The sequence below is a fragment of the Legionella qingyii genome (genome assembly GCF_003990155.1).
Lineage (GTDB): Bacteria > Pseudomonadota > Gammaproteobacteria > Legionellales > Legionellaceae > Legionella > Legionella qingyii.
The window spans coordinates 17,367-36,031 of record NZ_RZGX01000015.1 but is presented as its reverse complement, the minus strand read 5'-3'; the positions used below and the strand labels follow the sequence as shown (position 1 = coordinate 36,031).

Sequence of the window (18,665 nt, the reverse complement as noted above, 5' to 3'; positions counted from 1 at the left end):
TATTAATTAAGGTTAAAACGTTCTTCCGCCAACCGATAGAGCGGACGCCAAATCAAATGGTTAAAAGTAAGTACATACAAACACATCATTGCAGTACCTAAAGCAATTTTGGGGAAATCTCCTGTAGCCGTACTGGCCTGGATGTACTCACCCAAACCGGTCGCTCTCAGTGTGGTGTCCCCCCAACTTACGAACTCTGCCACAATGCTGGCGTTCCATGCACCACCTGCCGCGGTTATGGCACCAGTAATATAAAAAGGGAAAATGCCGGGCAAGGCTAGTCTTTTCCACCACAGCCATCCTTTTAAGCCAAAATTGTCTGCAGCAAGATAGAGTTCTCTGGGGATAGTAGATGCTCCCGCGATCACATTAAATAAAATATACCATTGGGTTCCAAGAATCATGAGTGGAGTCACCCATATTTCGACATTTAAATGAAACGCAACAATAGCAATCACAAATAAAGGATAGAATAAATTTGCGGGAAATGCTGCAACAAATTGAATCACTGGCTGTATTTTTTGCGCAATTCTTGGCCGTAGACCAATCCACACTCCTACTGGGATCCAAACTAATGAACTCAGGAAAATCATGCACAGCACTCGTGCCCCTGTTGCGGCGCCAAGCAAAAATACATGCAAAATATCACTCACTTTCAATTCTGCAAGAATAAAGCGCAACAAAAACCATGCTCCAGCACCAACGCTAATTAAAACCAGGATGCTCCAAAGTCGATCCAGGCGCTTCTGTCTTTTAAAATCAATCTCTTTAATTACTTTGGTCTCATTGATTCTAAGCCAGCGCGCATTGACAAAATGATCGGTAAAAATACTGAGGATTTCAGCAAACTGCTTCATTAGCCGACTGCCGCGTATCCAATCCACGAGCCAAGATTGATATTCAGCCTCATCATGTGATGGCTCTGTTTTAAACTTTTCAGACCATGCAATCAAAGGCCGGAAAAAGATTTGATCATATAAAAAAATAACAATCATCATCGCCAAAATAGCATAACCCACAGCGTGTAAATCACGTTGTTGAATTGCCAAGGCAATATAAGAACCCACCCCGGGTAATCGGATGTCTTGATGCGCAACAGAGATCGCTTCAGACAAAACCACAAAAAACCAGCTGGCAGACATAGAAACCATCATGTTCCATAACAAACTCGACATGGAAAAAGGAACTTCCAATTTCCAAAAGCGCTGCCATGCGGAAAGTCGAAACATAGAAGAAACTTCTTGTAAATCATGTGGTAATGTTTTTAATGACTGATAAAAGCCAAAAGTCATATTCCATACTTGGGCACAAAAAATCGCAAAAATGGATGCACATTCAGGCCCCAATAAACTGTTAGGAAATAAGCGGATAAACGCGGTTACCGTAATCGATAAAAAACTTAAAACGGGTATGGATTGCAAAATATCAATCGCAGGGATAATGATTTGTTCTGCACGTCGATTTTTAGCGGCCCAAAGCCCTACAGTAAACGTAAAAATGATTGAAAAAAACAATGCAATAAACATACGAAGTACCGTACGCAATGCATAAAAGGGAAGATTGGCTGGATCCAATGAAATGGGTATCTGCTCTCCCAACTGATATGGAGTGGCCATTTGCGATCCGGCCCAACCCAAGAAAAACAATATGGAAAAAATAAGAATAAGGAGCAGCAAATCCCAACGATTTATATATCGGCCAAATCTATCAGGATTAGCAAAGTAGAACCGACTCTCGCGCACAATGCCTCCTCAATAACTTTGTCGACACCCAAATACACTCTGCAACTTTTTAATCACGCAGTATATATAATTGAACAAAAAAGCAGTGAAACTAAAGGGCCTCAATGTAAGCCTGTGCATCTCAAAATTACTGCGCTGGAATTAGTTTTTGTAGATACGAGTTCAGCTGCTTGTTTCAGGATAATAAAATACCATAAAGACGGCATAACCGATAGATTATAGCGGCTGAATATATCGCTTTCTTTCTTATAAAGACCAGGAGTATTCTGGTCAAAAACCCTAAAAATAACAAGGTGAAATGCGACAAAATATTAAAATACATTAATATTCAATAAATTAGCTCTTTATTTTATCTAAAAAGAAATAATTTGCACAAATATTGAACTTTTTAATAATTTCCGTGTCTAATATAGTGAGCATTTCCCCCGAATGCTTAGCTCCGCTTTACCCCCTCTTAAGTGGAGCAATGTTTAGATTCATTCTCTAAACATTAAATTTGCCCCGGCAGCTGCCGGGGATTTTTTTATGTGTATTGAATGGGTTACACTATAAAACAATCTATCTAATTGTGAATGTACTCTTAAACTTATTTTCTTATGGCAAACAGGATATGCTTATGATTAAAAAATTAGCCTTTATTTTCTTATCAATTTTTTTCCAGTTAAGTTATGCACAACCGGAACCAGTGCAATTATCTGTCTGGGTCAATGAAGCAATCGTTGCTACCTATACCTATAGTTATAAAAATTATCTCGAAGATCAGAAAAAAATAGCGAAATATTTTACTGCAGATGCCTGGATTGCCTACAGCAATGCTTTAAATGCTTCCAAATTACCAGAGGATGTACAAAAAAATCTTTATAGCGTAAGTGCCGTAGCTACTGCGCCACCTGTAATCACTAATATCGACCCGACACATTGGAAAGCAACTATGGGGCTGATCGTTGTGTACCAAAACCCACAATATCAACAACGACAAAATTTGAAAGTAAATATTAATTTTATGGTCGCCCCATCAGGACAGGGAGTACGTGGATATACCATTACCAGTCTACAGGCCATAATAAACAAACAACCTTGTAAATGTGATGTTGAATCAGAAAGTGAATCAACGCCAGCTAATACGCCCCCAGCAGGTACCCCTACCCCAAATAATGCCAAGCCATAAGTCCGAGATGGATAACGATTAACATGCCAATCAAAATTAAAATTATATTTAATTTGATTGGCATGGTTACATCTAAAGCCGACTCCTCAGGATCGTTGGGATTATAATAGATATCAATCGCGGTATTTTCTTGAAAGGCAATAGCCGCTTTATAAGCAATACCGCGGGAATATTTACTATTCGGATTATTACGTGCTGTATCTAAAAACAAATATTCCCCAGTCAAATTTTTATCATCAACTTGGTAAGTGTATTCAATTTTAGGCCAAACGCTATGACCTACTTTTGTCCATTCACATTTCGTAATATAACCTTTAACTTTTAGCCACGATTGCGCTTGCATTAAAACTTGCCTATCACGCCAAAAATGCCGGAGGAGTATCAGGAGAAAGAATAACCATCCTAAATCCAACATCCAACGCCAAACATTTAGCCAAGTCATTAAAGTAGTCCTAAGAAATATGCAGTATGCAATATACAGTATATATCGCAATAGGTATAATCACCCACACTAAGGTGATTGAAAAAGGACGTACAATGATTGCTAAAACCCCTCTCCATGCCACACACCAAGCATGTGGCGCTAAAATGGTTGATTTCCATGGTTGGGAAATGCCTTTGCATTATGGTTCTCAGCTTAATGAGCACCATTATGTGCGTAAAGATGCGGGCATGTTCGATGTCTCGCATATGACTATTGTTGATATTCTTGGTGCCGGTGGCCGTCAATTCTTACGCAAGCTTTTAACTAATGATGTGGATCAGCTTGAACACAACGGAAAAGCACTTTACAGTTGCATGTGTAATGAACATGGTGGAATTATTGACGATCTTATCGTGTATCAACGCGCGTCAGATAATTATAGAGTCGTCCTAAATTCTGCAACCCGACAAAATGATTTGGCCTGGATTCGCAAAAAAAGTGAAGGATTTGCTGTTGGCTTGCAAGAACGTAGAGAATTGGCGATGATTGCCGTACAAGGACCTAACGCCATAGAAAAAACACAACAAATACTTAATCCTGCACAAATTGACGCGGTTTCTACTTTGACAAATTTCGAATGTGTGGATGTGGAACAATGGTTTTTTGCCCGTACTGGGTATACTGGCGAAGATGGATTTGAAATCATCGCCCCTCAAGAATGTGTTGTCCAATTATGGAATGATTTAATGCAGGTTGGCGTTCATCCTTGTGGATTAGGTTCGCGAGATACTCTTCGCCTGGAGGCAGGAATGCTTCTTTACGGCCAGGATATGGATACGACCACCAGTCCCTTGGAGTCAGGCCTTGGTTGGACTATTAAATGGGAACCCGCAGACCGTGATTTTATTGGCATGGGCGCTTTATTCTCCCAAAAACAAATTGGAATTAAACGAAAAATGGTGGGGCTTACTTTATTAGATAAAGGAATTATGCGTCATGGACAAAAAGTAATAATCCCAGGTTGTGCTGATGGAATTATTACGAGTGGGAGCTACTCACCTACACTGGAACAATCTATAGCCTTGGCAAGAGTTCCAGTTGAAACCGGTGAGGAGGTAATGGTTGATATTCGCGGCAAATTACTCCCGGCAAAAGTAGGCAAACCGCGTTTTGTAAAAGCAGGAAAAGCAATTTAAGGCATCGAATTAAGTTAGGGTCTGTTTACATTTCGCTAACTTGAGCCAAACTGCCTTGATTTTCGAGTACCGAAACGCAGCATAGTATGGGCATTGAAGCACAGAAAATCAGGGAAGTTTGGCCAAGATAGTAGAAATGCAAACAGCTCCTAATTAAAAGTGAGAACTTGTGGTCTGAATGCAAGAAGCAGAATCTGAGTTTCTAGTAACTTGTAGATTCTATAGATTCAACTTCACTTCAGTGCTATAGAATTAAATAAGGACAATGCAATGAATGAATTAAAATTCACTAATACCCACGAATGGCTGAAAGAAGAACAGAATGAAGTAACTGTAGGCATTACCGACCATGCCCAGCAATTATTGGGTGACATGGTTTTTGTCGAGTTGCCTGAAATTGGTGATGAAGTAAGTGCTGGAGAAGAACTTGGTGTTGTCGAGTCAGTAAAAGCAGCTTCTGATTTTTATGCACCAGTGAGCGGTGTCGTTACGGCCATCAATGAAATAGTTGTCGAAAATCCAGCTCTTGTTAACTCTGATCCCTATGCGGCAGGTTGGCTTGTGAGAATAAAGCCCAGTCATCCAGATGAAATTAATAGCTTATTGACTGCTGAACAATATCAAAACGAGATCGCTGAGGAGCATTAATTATGCCTTATATCCCACATACTCCTGAAGACAGCAAAGTCATGCTTGATTCCATTGGGGTTCAAGATACACAAACTTTATTTGATGAAATCCCTTTGTCCTTGCAATATGCAGGATTTCAAAATATACCGGCGGGTATCAATGAAATGGATATGCTCAAAGAAGCAAAAAATCTGGCGAATAAAAATATAAATGGAATCTGCTTTATGGGTGCAGGATGCTATGAGCATCATATACCTGCAGCAGTGTGGGATATCGCTTCTCGTGGTGAGTTTTTAACCGCATATACCCCTTATCAAGCCGAAGCCAGTCAAGGCACTTTGCAATTATTATACGAATATCAAACCATGATCTGTGAATTAACAGGCATGGATGTATCTAATGCATCGATGTATGATGGTGCTACAGCATTAGCCGAAGCCATTTTAATGGCGGTACGAGTTAATAAGCATAGCAAAACAAGTCGTGTATTAATCCCTGGGACAATTCATCCCTTCTATCGTGAAACCATTGAGACCATCCTGCGTAACCAGCATATTGAAGTAATCATATTGCCTTTTGATGAACAGCAAGGAATTACCTCTCTTTCTGCATTGGAACGATATACAGGAGAAGATATAACTGCACTGGTTATCGCTCAGCCTAACTTTTTTGGCTGTCTGGAAAAAGTAGATGAACTAAGCGATTGGGCGCAGCACAATAAAACCATCAGTATTGCTTGCGTTAACCCGGTTTCGCTCGCCTTATTAAAGCCACCAGGCTCATGGGGGAAACATGGCGTGGATATTACATGCGGTGAGGGACAACCTTTAGGCGCTCCTATGGCATCGGGTGGTCCTTATTTTGGTTTTTTAAGTACCCGCATGGCTCATGTACGCCAAATGCCTGGCCGTATCATTGGATGTACTTTGGATAAAGATGGGAAAAGAGGATTTACTTTAACGTTGCAAGCACGTGAACAGCATATACGTCGAGCCAAGGCAACCTCAAATATTTGTACGAATCAAGGTTTGTTAGTTACCGCAGCGACCATTCATATGAGCCTTTTAGGTGCTGAAGGATTACGTCAGGTTGCAAGCCAATGCCATGAAAATACTCATGAGTTAGTAGATGCTTTAACCCAAATTGATGGTGTCGAGCAGGTTTTTGCTGCCCCTTATTTTCATGAAGCATTAATTAAACTCGACCAACCTGTAGATAAAGTGTTACAACAATTGGCGCAGGCAGGAATTACAGGAGGTTATGCCCCAGGAACTCATTATCCTCAATTGGCGAATACCCTTTTAGTTTGTGCGACAGAAATGCGTACTAAAGAAGAAATAGCACTTTATGCCAAAACCTTGAAATCCATTATGTCTCAACGAGGTGTCTCATGTTTGTAATCCAGTTAACCTACTTGGTTCCGCTTAGTGAAGTAGATAAGTACCTGCAAGCACATAGAGAGTTTCTTGATTACTACTATAAGCAAGGCTTATTGCTGGTCTCAGGCCCCATGAGACCCCGTACAGGTGGAATTATCATAGCAGCCACAAATGATCGCGCCTATCTCGAATCCATATTTAAAAAGGATCCTTATTATTTGGCGGAAATTGCGGAGTATCAATTTATTGAATTTACCCCCGTCAATCATCGAGCTGAACTTAAAGAATTTATTCAAAAAATGGAAGGCAAATTATGTTGATTTTTGAATTATCTAAAAAAGACCGTCAGGCAACAGCCCAAGCGCCCAAAATTTCAACCAGTAAATACGCCATTCCTGCTGAATTGCAGCGAAAAACACCCCCCAAAATGCCTGCATGTTCCGAATTACAGGTAGTCCGGCATTTTACTCGTTTGTCTCATAAAAATTTCTCGATTGATAGCAATTTTTATCCTCTGGGTTCTTGTACCATGAAGTATAATCCTCGAGGAGTTCACAAAGCAGCATCCATAGCCAACTTTCTCAATCGTCATCCTCTGACCCCAGAAGAAAATAGCCAAGGTTTTTTAGAGCCCTTGTATCTCTTGCAAGAACATATTGCTGAAATTACAGGAATGGCTGGTGTTTCTTTAACACCCATGGCCGGCTCACAAGGAGAATTTGCCGGCGTTGCGATGATTAAAGCCTATCATCAATCCCGAGGTGATACCGCACGCGATGAAATGCTGATCCCCGATGCGGCCCATGGTACAAACCCCGCCTCTGCTGTCATGTGTGGCTTTAAGATTATTGAAATATCTACTGCTGCGGATGGCGACATCGATCTTGAAGCGTTAAAAAGCAAACTGGGACCAAGAACCGCCGGTATCATGCTAACCAATCCCTCTACTTTGGGCCTATTCATGCGCCAAATTAAAGAAATAGCGGCACTTGTTCACCAAGCAGGGGGATTATTGTATTACGATGGTGCCAATCTTAATGCTATTTTGGGAAAAGTAAGACCCGGGGATATGGGTTTTGATGTCATGCATTTAAACCTGCATAAAACATTCGCAACCCCGCACGGTGGTGGCGGACCTGGTGCTGGTCCTGTAGCTGTAGGTAAGCGCCTGCTCCCCTTTATACCCCTACCGGTCGTGAAAAAATCCGATTCAGGATATCAATGGGCAACTCGCCAGGACTATCCACAAAGCATTGGCCGTCTGTCTTGTTTTATGGGAAATGCAGGTATTTTACTGCGTGCCTATTTTTATATGCGCGTGCTCGGTAAAGAAGGATTACTTCGCGTTTCAGAATACGCAACGCTTAATGCAAATTATCTACTCAAAGAACTGACTAAAGCAGGTTTTACGGCAGCCTATCCGAACCGACGTGCATCTCATGAATTTATTCTTACTTTAAGTCCAGAAAAGAAAACATTTGGGGTTACCGCAATGGATTTTGCCAAAAGGCTGTTGGATTATGGCGTTCATGCCCCAACTACTTATTTCCCATTGCTCATTCCTGAATGCCTCCTGATTGAACCAACGGAAACTGAGAGCAAGGAAGAATTAGATCATTTTGTGGGAATCATGAAAATGATTAAAGAAGAAGCAGCCACAAACCCTGACTTGGTTAAAAATGCCCCTCATACGTTACCGGTCAAACGGTTAGATGATGTTAAGGCAGCCCGAGAATTGGATTTAAATTATTTTGCATCCCATAAAGATGAAGAAGCCTAGAGGAACCATTAATCTTCAATTCCAGGATAGGTGATGCAAATAAGGCCCTAGAGCATCTCTGATTATAATCATAACTTGGGCGCTATACGTCCGAGTTATGATCCCTCCCTGTAAGACCACACTTAAAACACATAGGGCATGTCTTGTGCATCAATCCTATTAGGTCTATAAATATAAAATGGAATTAATAATTTATTTTTACACGAGCATCACCTACGCTTTAGATAGGGCGCCGAATTATAAAAGAAGGAATGTATAAAGTGCTTCCCAAGAACCTTACAGTTCTCCATTTTCTCTTACAAGACATACAAGTCTGTATGGATTTACGTTATATAGAAAGAATCCTCCCTTTGCCTATGCTCGAAATCGTTCCATCCAGTCCAGTCTATTTTGCGGGATTAATGAATTTTAAAAGCAATTGCATTCCTGTGCTTGACTTGGCTATTGGTACGGGCTTGACACGAAATGAAGTCTATCCATTAAATACGCCCATTCTACTTTGCGCTGATGGAACGCATCAGGTTGGCTTGATTGTTGATAAAGTCCTTGGATTGAGTCCTGTCGATGAACAACAAATCGAAATACATGAAGAATTTACAAGTAATAACTCACCTTTTTTTGGCGCTGTGACGCTGGAAACAGGGGTTTCACTATTGATTAACATCGATTGGGTTTTTGCTTTAAAGTTAACCCAACTCCACCATTCGACTACGAATCATGAGCAACATGAGCACTAATATATTAAATGACATAAAAAAACTTGAGCCTGCATTTATAGAATTAATTCATGAGCGTTATGGACTTATTATCCATGTAAACCAAGCTCAAGAATTAGCAAAAACCATTACTGCTGCATGTAATAAATTCAATTACCAACCCCGAGAATACTTGGAGCAATTAAAATGCTGCGCCAGTAATTCTTCTTTATTAGCTGATTTAGTTGCAGCAATTACAGTGGGAGAAAGCTACTTTTTTCGTGACAAAAATCAGATGAATTTACTTGAGCATAAGCTTCTACCTCAATTGATAAAACGAAAATCAGAAGATTTTACTTTAAAAATTTGGAGTGCCGGTTGTTCTTCAGGTGAAGAAATATATACCATTGCCATGTTGTTGGATAAACTCATACCCAATCTTGATACATGGGATCTCTATTTATTAGGTACCGATATCAATACCACCGCACTACAGAAAGCAATTTCAGGAACATATGGACAATGGTCCATGCGCTCTATTCCAGAAAATTACTTACAACGATATTTTCAAAAAAATAATCGTACTTATATTATATCGCCTGAGATTCGTGATTTGGTACAATTTAAATACCTAAACTTATGTGATAATACCTATCCATCCATAATCAATGGAATATTTGAAGTCGATTTAATCCTATGCCGCAATGTGCTAATTTATTTTGATAATGAACTTGTTACAAAAATTATGAAAAAGATAAGCGCATGCATGACTGAAAATGCTTATCTTTTACTGGGCGCATCAGATCCTATTGTTACAATTGGGACAAATCTTGTTTTTCATCATGATGGTGCAATCTATTTCTCACTGGATAGTAATGATGAAACAAAAAAGGATTTTGAATGATGATCAAAGAACAAAAGCATGCTTCAGAATTGATACCCAAAAATGAAGAAGCACTTAAAATACTGCAGGCAAGAGCAAAACAACTTGCCAAACAGGAAATAGATACCAGTAAAAATCATGGTATTACTTTCGTTCGCTTTAGCCTAGGCCAAAATGAAAATTATGGGATCTCTTATCAATATGTCCAAGAAGTTTTACGTAATGTGAACATCGCTCCAGCTCCTTTCGTACCTAATTTTATTGCCGGGGTAATCAACTGGCGAGGTGCGCTGATTACGGTAGTAGATCTCATTAAGTTTTTTCATCTAAATTATGCAATTACCGATACGGAACAGAATAGTGAATTTATCATCGTTGTTCAGGCAAATAATATAACTCTTGGCTTACTTGTGCATCACGTCGAAGGTAGCGAGCTTTATCAACCTAGCGAGCTAGCCGCGCCATTATCTTCTGCGAATGTGACTAATCCAGAATATATTCTGGGATTACATCATGCCGTTACGGCAATCATTAATGTAGAAACGTTCATATCAAGTTTAAGCCAAGAACTTAAAATGCGTTTATATAAGATAGGAGAAACTCATGGAAACTAATGGGAATAAACGGTTTGTTCTTACAGTACGTGCTCGTTTGTTGATTGGCTTTATGACCCTTAGTTTACCTGTAATACTATCAATTCTGTATTTGATCCCCAAAGTAAACAACGTAGTCTATCTGAGTCAGGAAATTCGTAGTGAAAACTTAACTGAAATTCTTGATAGCCAAATCTATCAAACCCAAGACCTTCTCGAACACTGGGCGATGACGGGGGATCCGAGCGCCAAAGTGCATTTCGCCCGTTTGTGGGGTCAAATTAATCAAGTCAGGAACCGTTGGGATCAAGTAATGCATTCAATCGGTGATAAAACATTACAGACTAAATGGGATAAATTGCAAGAATTATATACGCCTCTTTATGATATTCAAACATCATTCATCAATGCCCCCAGAGATCCCAATAATTCAAGTAATGTAGAAAATAGCCGAAATAAGACGAGAGATGTCGAAAATGCAATGATTGACATTATACTGGGTACTTATTCTTCAGAAACAGGCAAAAGAAGTGGTGGCTTGTATTCATCTTTATCGAAGGAAATTGAAAAAAATACGGATAAGATCAATGAAAGCTTAAGTTCCCTAAAAAAATCTGCTTATGCATTATTGATTCTTGCCATTCTTTTAACGATCACAGTTCCTTACATAACACAACGATCGATAGCGCGGCCAGTGGATAATGCAATTAATATTGCAGAACGCATCGCAGCCGGTGAGCGTGATATAGATATCCAAATCCGATCTGCAGATAAATTGGGTAAAATGCTGTTATCGTTAAAAACAATGCAAGAGGCGATTAAGAAAAATGAAGAAATCCTTCGCAATAAAGAAGAAGAATCTCGAGAGTTATTTGAAAAATTAGTCAATTCATCGAAAAAATTTAGACTACATAGCAGTAAAGTTGCCTCAGGTGATCTTAGGGAGCGTCTTGAAATAGATAAAGAAGATGTATTGCAGGATCTAGGCAGAGATTTAAATTCGATGACCGATGGATTGGCATCAATCACCAAAAAAATTACTAAAGTCAGCAGCGATATAGTCACCATGGTTGGCACGGTACTCACATCAGCCAATGAACAAGCAGAAGGTATTACTTCTCAAGCCTCAGCTATTAATGAAATCAGTGCTTCACTTGAAGAAATAGATAAGAGCTCAAAGCAAACCATGGCTAAGGCACAAATGCTACGGGAAGTTGCTAAAAATACCTACGAGCAAGGAAAACTAGGCACCGAATCAGTCGAGCAGAGTATTCATGGCATTAAAGCTTCTGAAGAAAAGATGAAGCTTATAGCGCAAACCATTCTTGATTTAAGTAATCACACGCAACAAATTGGCGACATTACTTCGGTGGTCAATACTCTTGCCCAACAATCAAAAATGCTAGCATTGAATGCATCAATTGAAGCCTCCAAAGCCGGAGAAGCTGGAAAAGGTTTTGCCGCCGTAGCAACGGAAGTGCGAAATCTTGCAGAGCAATCAGAACAATCCACCGTGCAGGTCCAAAAAATTCTTGAAGACATTCGACGCACTACAGAACGAGCCGTTACCGTAACCGAAGAAGGAACCAAGACTCTTGATTCAGGACTAAAACTCATTGAAAAAGCAGGCCAAATTATCCAGGCTTTAAGTAAAATGATTAATGAAGCGTCGATTTCAAGTCAACACATCGAGGTGGCTATTCGCCAAGAAGCAGTTGGCATTGAACAAATCGTTGAAAGCATGAATGAAATTAATCGCACTACTTCAACTTTTTCCAGCGGAATAAAAGAGATGATGACATTTATTCATAATTTGGATGATATTGCCAAACATCTAAAGGATGATATAGATATCTACAAAGTTTAGGAGCTCCATATGACTCCAGACGATCAATTACTTGCAACCTTTAGTGCAGAACTTGAATCATTACTGATAATTATCACGGATCATTTAAAAATGATTGAGCGTAGTGAATCAACGAGTAATATAAGTCCTATGATGGAAGAAATTTCCCGAGCAGGACGAAATATTAAAGTATCTGCATTTTCTGTTGGTATCGATGATCTGGGGAAAATAGCTGAGTACATTGAAAAACTTTTTGAGCCATCTCAAAACGTATCACTTGAACGAATTAATTTAGGGTTTCACGCCGTGGATGGAATGCGTGAAATTCTTCATGATTTTATAGAAAAAAAGCCACCATCCGCGGAGCTTCATGCATTATTGTACCAGTTACAACAGGCTCTTCATGCCGAAAAGACTGAAGAAATCGCAAATATAGAAGAATCGCCTTCACCTAAGCCTATTGTCCCTGAAGAAAAACCGGCGACTAAAGCATTAGACAATGAATTTGTAAAAAAACTTGTTGAAACATTCAAAGCAGAACTTCAGGAAAATTTAATCACCATTACCGATGGTTTGCTGCAGCTTGAAAAAGGAACTCAATCAGAACATGAGTTCCAGAGTTTACTCGAGGAAATCTTTCGTATTGCGCATAACATCAAAGGCTCTTCGCGTGGTATAGGAGCTCTTGATGTAGGTGAGATTGCTCATCATATAGAGACTTTATTTACCGCCATCCAGAAAAAAAGCATAAAAATTTCTCCGGGCTTGATTAATCTTTGTCTGCAATCGATCGATTACATGAATGAAGCCATGCAATGTTTCAGTGAGCAAAAACCACTATCGTTTGACTTAAAAAATCACTTAATGCAACTAGAACATTATAATGAATTGTCCTCTGAAGAAATTCCATCTCCAGGATCAAGTGCTGAGCTATCTGCGGTTAAAAAAGCACCCGTAACTCAAGAAGTACAAACAAAAACAAGTGAATTTGAATCAATCCGCGTTTCGTTACAAAATTTGGATCGTGTTTCAGTTTATACAGAAGAAATTCAAACCATTAAAATTGCCATCGAAGAATATTACAACAAATTAACCAAGTTGAATTATGAAATCGAGAATCTGGTCCAATTATGGAAAAAAAATAAAGCCAATTTAAAAATCCTTGCTCAAGAGGAAGAAGAACCTTTGCTCTCCTTGTTCTCCACAAGTTTTGTTGAATTATCTCAAATCAATAATGCAACTCACTTAATACAAAGGGAGTTACGAACCCCCGTTAACGAACTATCCATCTTATTAAATGCGCTCCAGGATGAAATTCGCACTTTGCGCCTTATTCCAGTAACCACCCAATTACGGAATTTACCGCGAATCGTACGTGATTTAGGCCATGAACTAAATAAACAAGTGGAACTCGAAATAAATAGTAATGATGTAAAAATTGATAAAATGATCCTCGATGGCTTAAAAGATCCCATCGTGCATCTTTTACGCAATGCAATCGATCACGGTATAGAAAACGCTGAAGCCCGTAAAGCAGCCGGCAAATCCCCTCAAGGCAATATTCGTATCAATGTTAATCAGGAAGATAACCAGATTGTGTTCAAAATCATTGATGATGGTACCGGCATTAAAGCAGATGATGTGATTCGCATCGCGTTACAAAAAAAAATAATTACCCAAGCTGAGCTTGAAAATATGAAAAAAGAAGATATTTACGAGCTCATTTTTCGACCGGGTTTCTCCACTCGGGAAATTGCAACTGATATTTCTGGGCGTGGCGTGGGCTTGGATGTCGTACGTTCCAATTTGCTTCGCTTAAAAGGCCAGGTCAGTATTGAAAGTCAACCCGGAAAAGGAACCATTTTCTTTCTGAAAGTGCCGCTCACCTTGGCTACAGAACGTGGGTTGACTGTTGCCTGTGACGGTCAAATTTTTGTGATTCTTACCAACTCTGTAGAAACAGTGATGTTATTAAAACGGCATGAAGTTATAACCGTGGAAGGAAGCCCGAGTGTTCTTGTCAAAGAACAACCAGTTTTGTTATGCTCGTTGTCTAAGGTACTGCATCTTGATGAAAAGAAACAGAATAATAAAGAACATATCTCTGTTGTTGTAATCAAAAAAAATGGGGACAGTATTGCCTTACTTGTCGACGAAATTATTGGTGAAAGGGAAATTGTACTCAAACCGTTGCAAGAACCATTAACAAATATCCCTTGTGTCATCGGAGCTACTCTGACGGGCAGCAATCAAATTAATTTCGTATTAAACTCCTCGGAGATCATTAAAAAAATGCTGCTATAGTGAACTATTACCCATGATAAAAATTTTAATTGTTGATGACTCACCAACTGAAGTCGCATTAATTCAACACATCATCCAATCTGAAAATGATATGCAAGTCATTGGTGTTGCAAAAAATGGCAAAGAAGCAATTGACTTAACAGCAAAATTAAAACCTGATCTCATTACCATGGATATTCAAATGCCAATCATGGATGGACTCGAAGCCACTCGCATAATTATGGCTGAAAATCCGACCCCCATTGTGGTAATCAGCTCCATGGTGAATGATGAGTCGCTCCATGCCACCTTCCATATTCTTGAAGCAGGCGCGTTAACTGCTTTGGCAAAACCCGTTAATGTATTTTCTCCTTCTTTTGAAGAAAGCAGGAAACACATCGTAGATACCCTGCGAAGTCTCTCTGATATTCGCGTTGTCAAAAAACCATTGAAGAAAAATTCGCCTCTTGAAGAAGGCAAAAAAAATAAAACAGAACACGCTAAAATTATAAATTACGAAATTGTAGGGATAGGCGCTTCTGTTGGCGGTCCTATGGCATTAAAGACGATTCTCTCGCAATTAACTCCTGATTTTCCATTACCTATTATGGTGGTTCAACATATGAGTCCTGGCTTTATTCGAGGATTTGCACAATGGCTTGAAGAAAATACGGGTCTTAAAGTAAAAAATGCAGTAAATCATGAACCATTGCAAAAAGGAACAGTATATGTAGCTCCGGAACACCAGCATATGGAAATTGAACGTCTTCATGAACAATTAATATGTAAATTAGTTGATGGGGTTCCAGTGTCTGGTTTTTGTCCTTCGATTACACGATTGCTGCAATCCATTGCTAAAGTTTCTGGAAACAAAGCGATTGGAATTCTATTAACCGGAATGAGTGATGATGGGGCAGAAGGCTTATTGGAATTAAAAAAAGCCCATGGACATACCTTGATTCAAAACCAGGAAAGTTCCATCGTTTTTGGAATGGGCGCGGTAGCTCAATCATTGGATGCTGTAGATCAGGTCATTGGTTTAGAGCAAATTGCAAGTTATTTAACAAAAATTTGTACCACAAAATATGAGTAGCTCTTCTATGGAAAAAGAAAATCCAGTGATTTTGGTTGTGGATGATAGCGCTACAATGCGTCTAATTACCTGCAATGCATTAATCAAAGTAGGTTTTGAAGTCATTCAAGCCGAAAATGGTGATGCCGCATTATCGCTACTTAAAACCTCTAAACCTGATGCAATTTTGCTGGATGTAGAAATGCCAGGTATGAATGGTTTTGAAGTATGTGCAGCGATTCGAAAATTACCTGATTGTCTTTTCCTTCCAATCATGATGGTTACTGGTTTAGAAGACTATGAATCCATTAATAAAGCCTTTCAGGCCGGGGCTACTGATTTTACCACTAAGCCAATTAATCCAACGCTACTGGGATATCGTGTCCGTTATATGGTGCGTACTAACTCGTACTTTCAAGACTTGCAGATTGCTGAACAAAGGGTCAAAGTCCTGAATGAAGAGCTGATTAATAAGTTAGTCGAAATCCAGCAAAATGCGATTGCTGTAGCACGCTTTGTCCCTCAAGATTTTCTTAAAGTGCTGAATCGTAAAAATATTTCGGATATCAAGCTCGGCGATTGTGTTGAAAAAGTCATGACCGTTTTATTTTTAGATATAAAATCGTTTACTTCTCTAGCTGAACGTTTATCTCCTGTTGAAATTTTCACTGTTTTTAACGAACTAATGAGTTATTTAGATCCAGCCATTTTTAAAAATTCTGGTCTTATTGATAAATATATTGGTGATGCCGTTATGGCATTATTCAATAATGCCGATGATGCTGTCGCTGCGGCATTGGACATGTTAGATGCCCTGGATGATTTCAATGCCACCCGTGTAGGCGATAACCTGAAACCCATTAACGTAGGAATTGGGATAAACACCGGTAATTTGATTGTAGGCACCGTTGGTTTTGAAAAACGGATGGATTGCAGTGTAATTAGTGATGCAGTCAATATTGCTTCTCGACTTGAATCATTAACTAGAAATTTTAATATTGAACTTGTCATTGGTGAACAAACCTATGAAGAATTAAAACAAAAAGAAAAATACAATTTACGGTGCTTAGGTTTAACGCAAGTGAAAGGCAAAAGCTTGCCTATAAGAATTTATGAAGTTTTTAACCATAACCCATTAACCGAAATACAATTGAAAAAGGATTCTGCTTCTCTTTTTACGACTGCATTGAAGCATTATGAAGCCAAACAATTTGCCGATGCAGCAAATCTTCTTGAGCAAATCGTATTAAATAATCCAAATGACTCACCCGCACAATATTTTTTGCAGCGATGCAAAGAAAAAATGATTGATGAGAACGCCTAACCCTTAAAGCAAATCCAAGGATAAGCGCAATGAAATCCCCAGGTGCCACTTCGCCCAGGTTAGAACCTTGAGTGTATTTTTTACCCACATTATTGTGACATTATTCTTCTATAGTAACCCTCTCATATTTAGGCTATTATTGGCCTTTTTGTTGGAATAATTTTAGCCATGCACACTGCCATTGTAATTCCTGCCCGTTATGCTTCAACTCGTTTACCAGGAAAACCGCTGGCAATGATTCAAGGGCAAACGATGTTACAACGTGTGGTCCGCTTATCCTGTGCGGCTGCCGAAGGATTAGAAAATGTGTCTGTAGTCGTTGCAACCGACGATGAGCGAATTGTCCAACATTGTAATGAATTAGGTGTTGCATCAGTAATGACCTCACCAGAGGCCCCGAGTGGAACTGATCGCGTCGCCCAAGCAATCCAGTCTTTGACGAGTGAACCGGATTTCATTTTAAACATGCAGGGCGATGCCCCCTTAACACCACCAGATTTTTTACGTGCATTAATCGATGCTTTTGCTACGTCTCCTTGTGACGCCGTCACCCCCGTAACTCAATTATCCTGGAACCAGCTGGATGATTTGCGCCAAAATAAGTTGATTACTCCCTTTAGCGGTACTACAGCCGTATTCGATGAACAAACTGGCAACGCTTTTTGGTTTAGCAAAAACATTATTCCTGCCATACGCAACGAAAAGGAATTACGTCAAAAAAGTGATAAAAGCCCTGTATTTCGTCATATTGGTTTGTATGGTTATTCGCGAGATATGCTCAAACAATACATTAGTTTGCCAGAGGGTAAATTTGAAAAAATGGAAGGATTGGAACAATTACGTATCTTGGAAAATGGTTATACTCTTCGTTGCATTCCCGTTGACTATAAAGGTCGTGCCAGTATGTCAGGCATTGATAGCCCAGAAGATATAGTACGAGCGGAAGCGCTGATTGCCCAACACGGCGAACTATTAAAAAGGATGTAACTATGACGACACGATTACTGGTTGCCCGCCATGGAAATACTTTTGCGCCAGGTGATATTGTTCGCAGAGTCGGTACTACTGATTTACCGCTTGTTGATAGTGGCTTGAACCAAGGACAAAAACTAGGCACATATCTCAAAAATAATGAGCTTATTCCTGATGTCATCTTCACTTCGAAGCTAAAACGAGCCATACAAACTGCAGAACAAGCACAAAGTACTATGGGAACAAATTTACCCATTGAAACACTGGCCATTTTTAATGAGATCGATTATGGGCCTGATGAAAATCAACCCGAAGAACATGTTGTGGCGCGCCTTGGTAAAGAAGCTATGAATGCATGGGAATCACAAGCCATAGTGCCTGCAGGTTGGAACGTAGATCCTGCTTTGCTGATTCAAAATTGGATGGATTTTTCCACGCGTATTCGTAAAGAATACCCTGGAAAAACATGTCTGGTCGTTACAAGCAATGGAATTGCCCGCTTTGCACCTTATTTAACTGGTGATTTTGCAACATTCAGTACGCAATTTGGGATCAAAGTCGCGACCGGTGCATTGTGTGTCTTTGAAAATAAAGAGCCCTCTGAGACATGGAATTGTCTTGCATGGAATGTGAAACCAATGTAACACTACCTCACCTTGGTAGCCTGGGTGAAACGGA

General features: G+C 39.6%; 17 protein-coding genes. 15 read left to right on the top strand and 2 right to left on the bottom strand.

Translation table 11 applies throughout. The features are described from left to right. Positions 1 to 2 precede the first annotated feature (2 nt). A complete protein-coding gene (locus ELY20_RS11710) occupies positions 3 to 1,742 on the bottom strand; it encodes an ABC transporter permease (protein ID WP_110142624.1) in 1,740 nt (579 codons plus the stop codon). Positions 1,743 to 2,358: 616 nt separating this feature from the next. On the opposite strand from ELY20_RS11710, the gene ELY20_RS11705 reads away from it, so the two are divergent. Then, positions 2,359 to 2,910, top strand: coding sequence for a DotI/IcmL family type IV secretion protein (locus ELY20_RS11705; protein WP_110142625.1), 552 nt, complete (start codon positions 2,359 to 2,361; stop codon positions 2,908 to 2,910). Here ELY20_RS11705 and ELY20_RS11700 read toward each other — a convergent pair. Beyond that, entirely contained in the window at positions 2,885 to 3,352 is a 468-nt protein-coding gene (locus ELY20_RS11700; protein WP_110142626.1) for a DUF3592 domain-containing protein, read from the bottom strand. The two genes, ELY20_RS11705 and ELY20_RS11700, sit on opposite strands and share 26 nt — an antisense overlap. A gap of 95 nt (positions 3,353 to 3,447) precedes the next feature. Here ELY20_RS11700 and gcvT point away from each other — a divergent pair, with 95 nt between their 5' ends. From gcvT to ELY20_RS11630, 14 genes are all read left to right on the top strand, one after another. Then, positions 3,448 to 4,530: a glycine cleavage system aminomethyltransferase GcvT gene (gene gcvT, locus ELY20_RS11695; protein ID WP_110142627.1), complete on the top strand. Its 1,083-nt coding sequence runs from the start codon at positions 3,448 to 3,450 to the stop codon at positions 4,528 to 4,530. Positions 4,531 to 4,800: 270 nt separating this feature from the next. After that, positions 4,801 to 5,178: a glycine cleavage system protein GcvH gene (gene gcvH, locus ELY20_RS11690; protein ID WP_110142628.1), complete on the top strand. Its 378-nt coding sequence runs from the start codon at positions 4,801 to 4,803 to the stop codon at positions 5,176 to 5,178. A 2-nt stretch (positions 5,179 to 5,180) separates the two neighbouring features. After that, positions 5,181 to 6,560, top strand: a complete 1,380-nt coding sequence (gcvPA, locus tag ELY20_RS11685) for an aminomethyl-transferring glycine dehydrogenase subunit GcvPA (protein WP_110142629.1) — start codon at positions 5,181 to 5,183, stop codon at positions 6,558 to 6,560. Then, on the top strand, positions 6,551 to 6,859 hold the full coding sequence (locus tag ELY20_RS11680) for a YciI family protein (protein ID WP_110142630.1): 309 nt from the start codon (positions 6,551 to 6,553) through the stop codon (positions 6,857 to 6,859). The genes gcvPA and ELY20_RS11680 overlap by 10 nt, the downstream gene beginning before the upstream one ends. Continuing rightward, positions 6,853 to 8,319 carry an aminomethyl-transferring glycine dehydrogenase subunit GcvPB gene (gene gcvPB / locus ELY20_RS11675; RefSeq protein WP_110142631.1) on the top strand — a complete coding sequence of 489 codons (1,467 nt, stop codon included), beginning with the start codon at positions 6,853 to 6,855 and terminating at the stop codon, positions 8,317 to 8,319. The genes ELY20_RS11680 and gcvPB overlap by 7 nt, the downstream gene beginning before the upstream one ends. A 251-nt stretch (positions 8,320 to 8,570) precedes the next feature. Beyond that, positions 8,571 to 9,056 (top strand): CheW domain-containing protein, encoded by a 486-nt coding sequence (locus tag ELY20_RS11670; RefSeq protein ID WP_110142632.1) that lies wholly within the window; start codon positions 8,571 to 8,573, stop codon positions 9,054 to 9,056. Next, positions 9,046 to 9,918, top strand: a complete 873-nt coding sequence (locus ELY20_RS11665; protein WP_233590585.1) for a CheR family methyltransferase — start codon at positions 9,046 to 9,048, stop codon at positions 9,916 to 9,918. Before ELY20_RS11670 ends, ELY20_RS11665 begins: the two co-directional genes overlap by 11 nt. After that, positions 9,915 to 10,511: a chemotaxis protein CheW gene (locus ELY20_RS11660; protein WP_110142634.1), complete on the top strand. Its 597-nt coding sequence runs from the start codon at positions 9,915 to 9,917 to the stop codon at positions 10,509 to 10,511. The genes ELY20_RS11665 and ELY20_RS11660 overlap by 4 nt, the downstream gene beginning before the upstream one ends. Beyond that, entirely contained in the window at positions 10,501 to 12,357 is a 1,857-nt protein-coding gene (locus tag ELY20_RS11655) for a methyl-accepting chemotaxis protein (protein WP_110142635.1), read from the top strand. The genes ELY20_RS11660 and ELY20_RS11655 overlap by 11 nt, the downstream gene beginning before the upstream one ends. A 9-nt stretch (positions 12,358 to 12,366) precedes the next feature. Continuing rightward, entirely contained in the window at positions 12,367 to 14,640 is a 2,274-nt protein-coding gene (locus ELY20_RS11650) for a chemotaxis protein CheA (RefSeq protein WP_110142636.1), read from the top strand. A gap of 13 nt (positions 14,641 to 14,653) precedes the next feature. Next, positions 14,654 to 15,712 carry a chemotaxis-specific protein-glutamate methyltransferase CheB gene (gene cheB, locus ELY20_RS11645; protein ID WP_110142637.1) on the top strand — a complete coding sequence of 353 codons (1,059 nt, stop codon included), beginning with the start codon at positions 14,654 to 14,656 and terminating at the stop codon, positions 15,710 to 15,712. Positions 15,713 to 15,719: 7 nt separating this feature from the next. Next, entirely contained in the window at positions 15,720 to 17,015 is a 1,296-nt protein-coding gene (locus ELY20_RS11640) for a response regulator (protein ID WP_110142638.1), read from the top strand. A 168-nt stretch (positions 17,016 to 17,183) separates the two neighbouring features. After that, the gene (gene kdsB, locus ELY20_RS11635; protein WP_110142639.1) at positions 17,184 to 18,002 is read left to right on the top strand and encodes a 3-deoxy-manno-octulosonate cytidylyltransferase; all 819 of its coding nucleotides are present in this window, start codon (positions 17,184 to 17,186) and stop codon (positions 18,000 to 18,002) included. Between the two features lie 2 nt (positions 18,003 to 18,004). Then, positions 18,005 to 18,631: a histidine phosphatase family protein gene (locus tag ELY20_RS11630; RefSeq protein WP_110142640.1), complete on the top strand. Its 627-nt coding sequence runs from the start codon at positions 18,005 to 18,007 to the stop codon at positions 18,629 to 18,631. Positions 18,632 to 18,665: the final 34 nt, after the last annotated feature.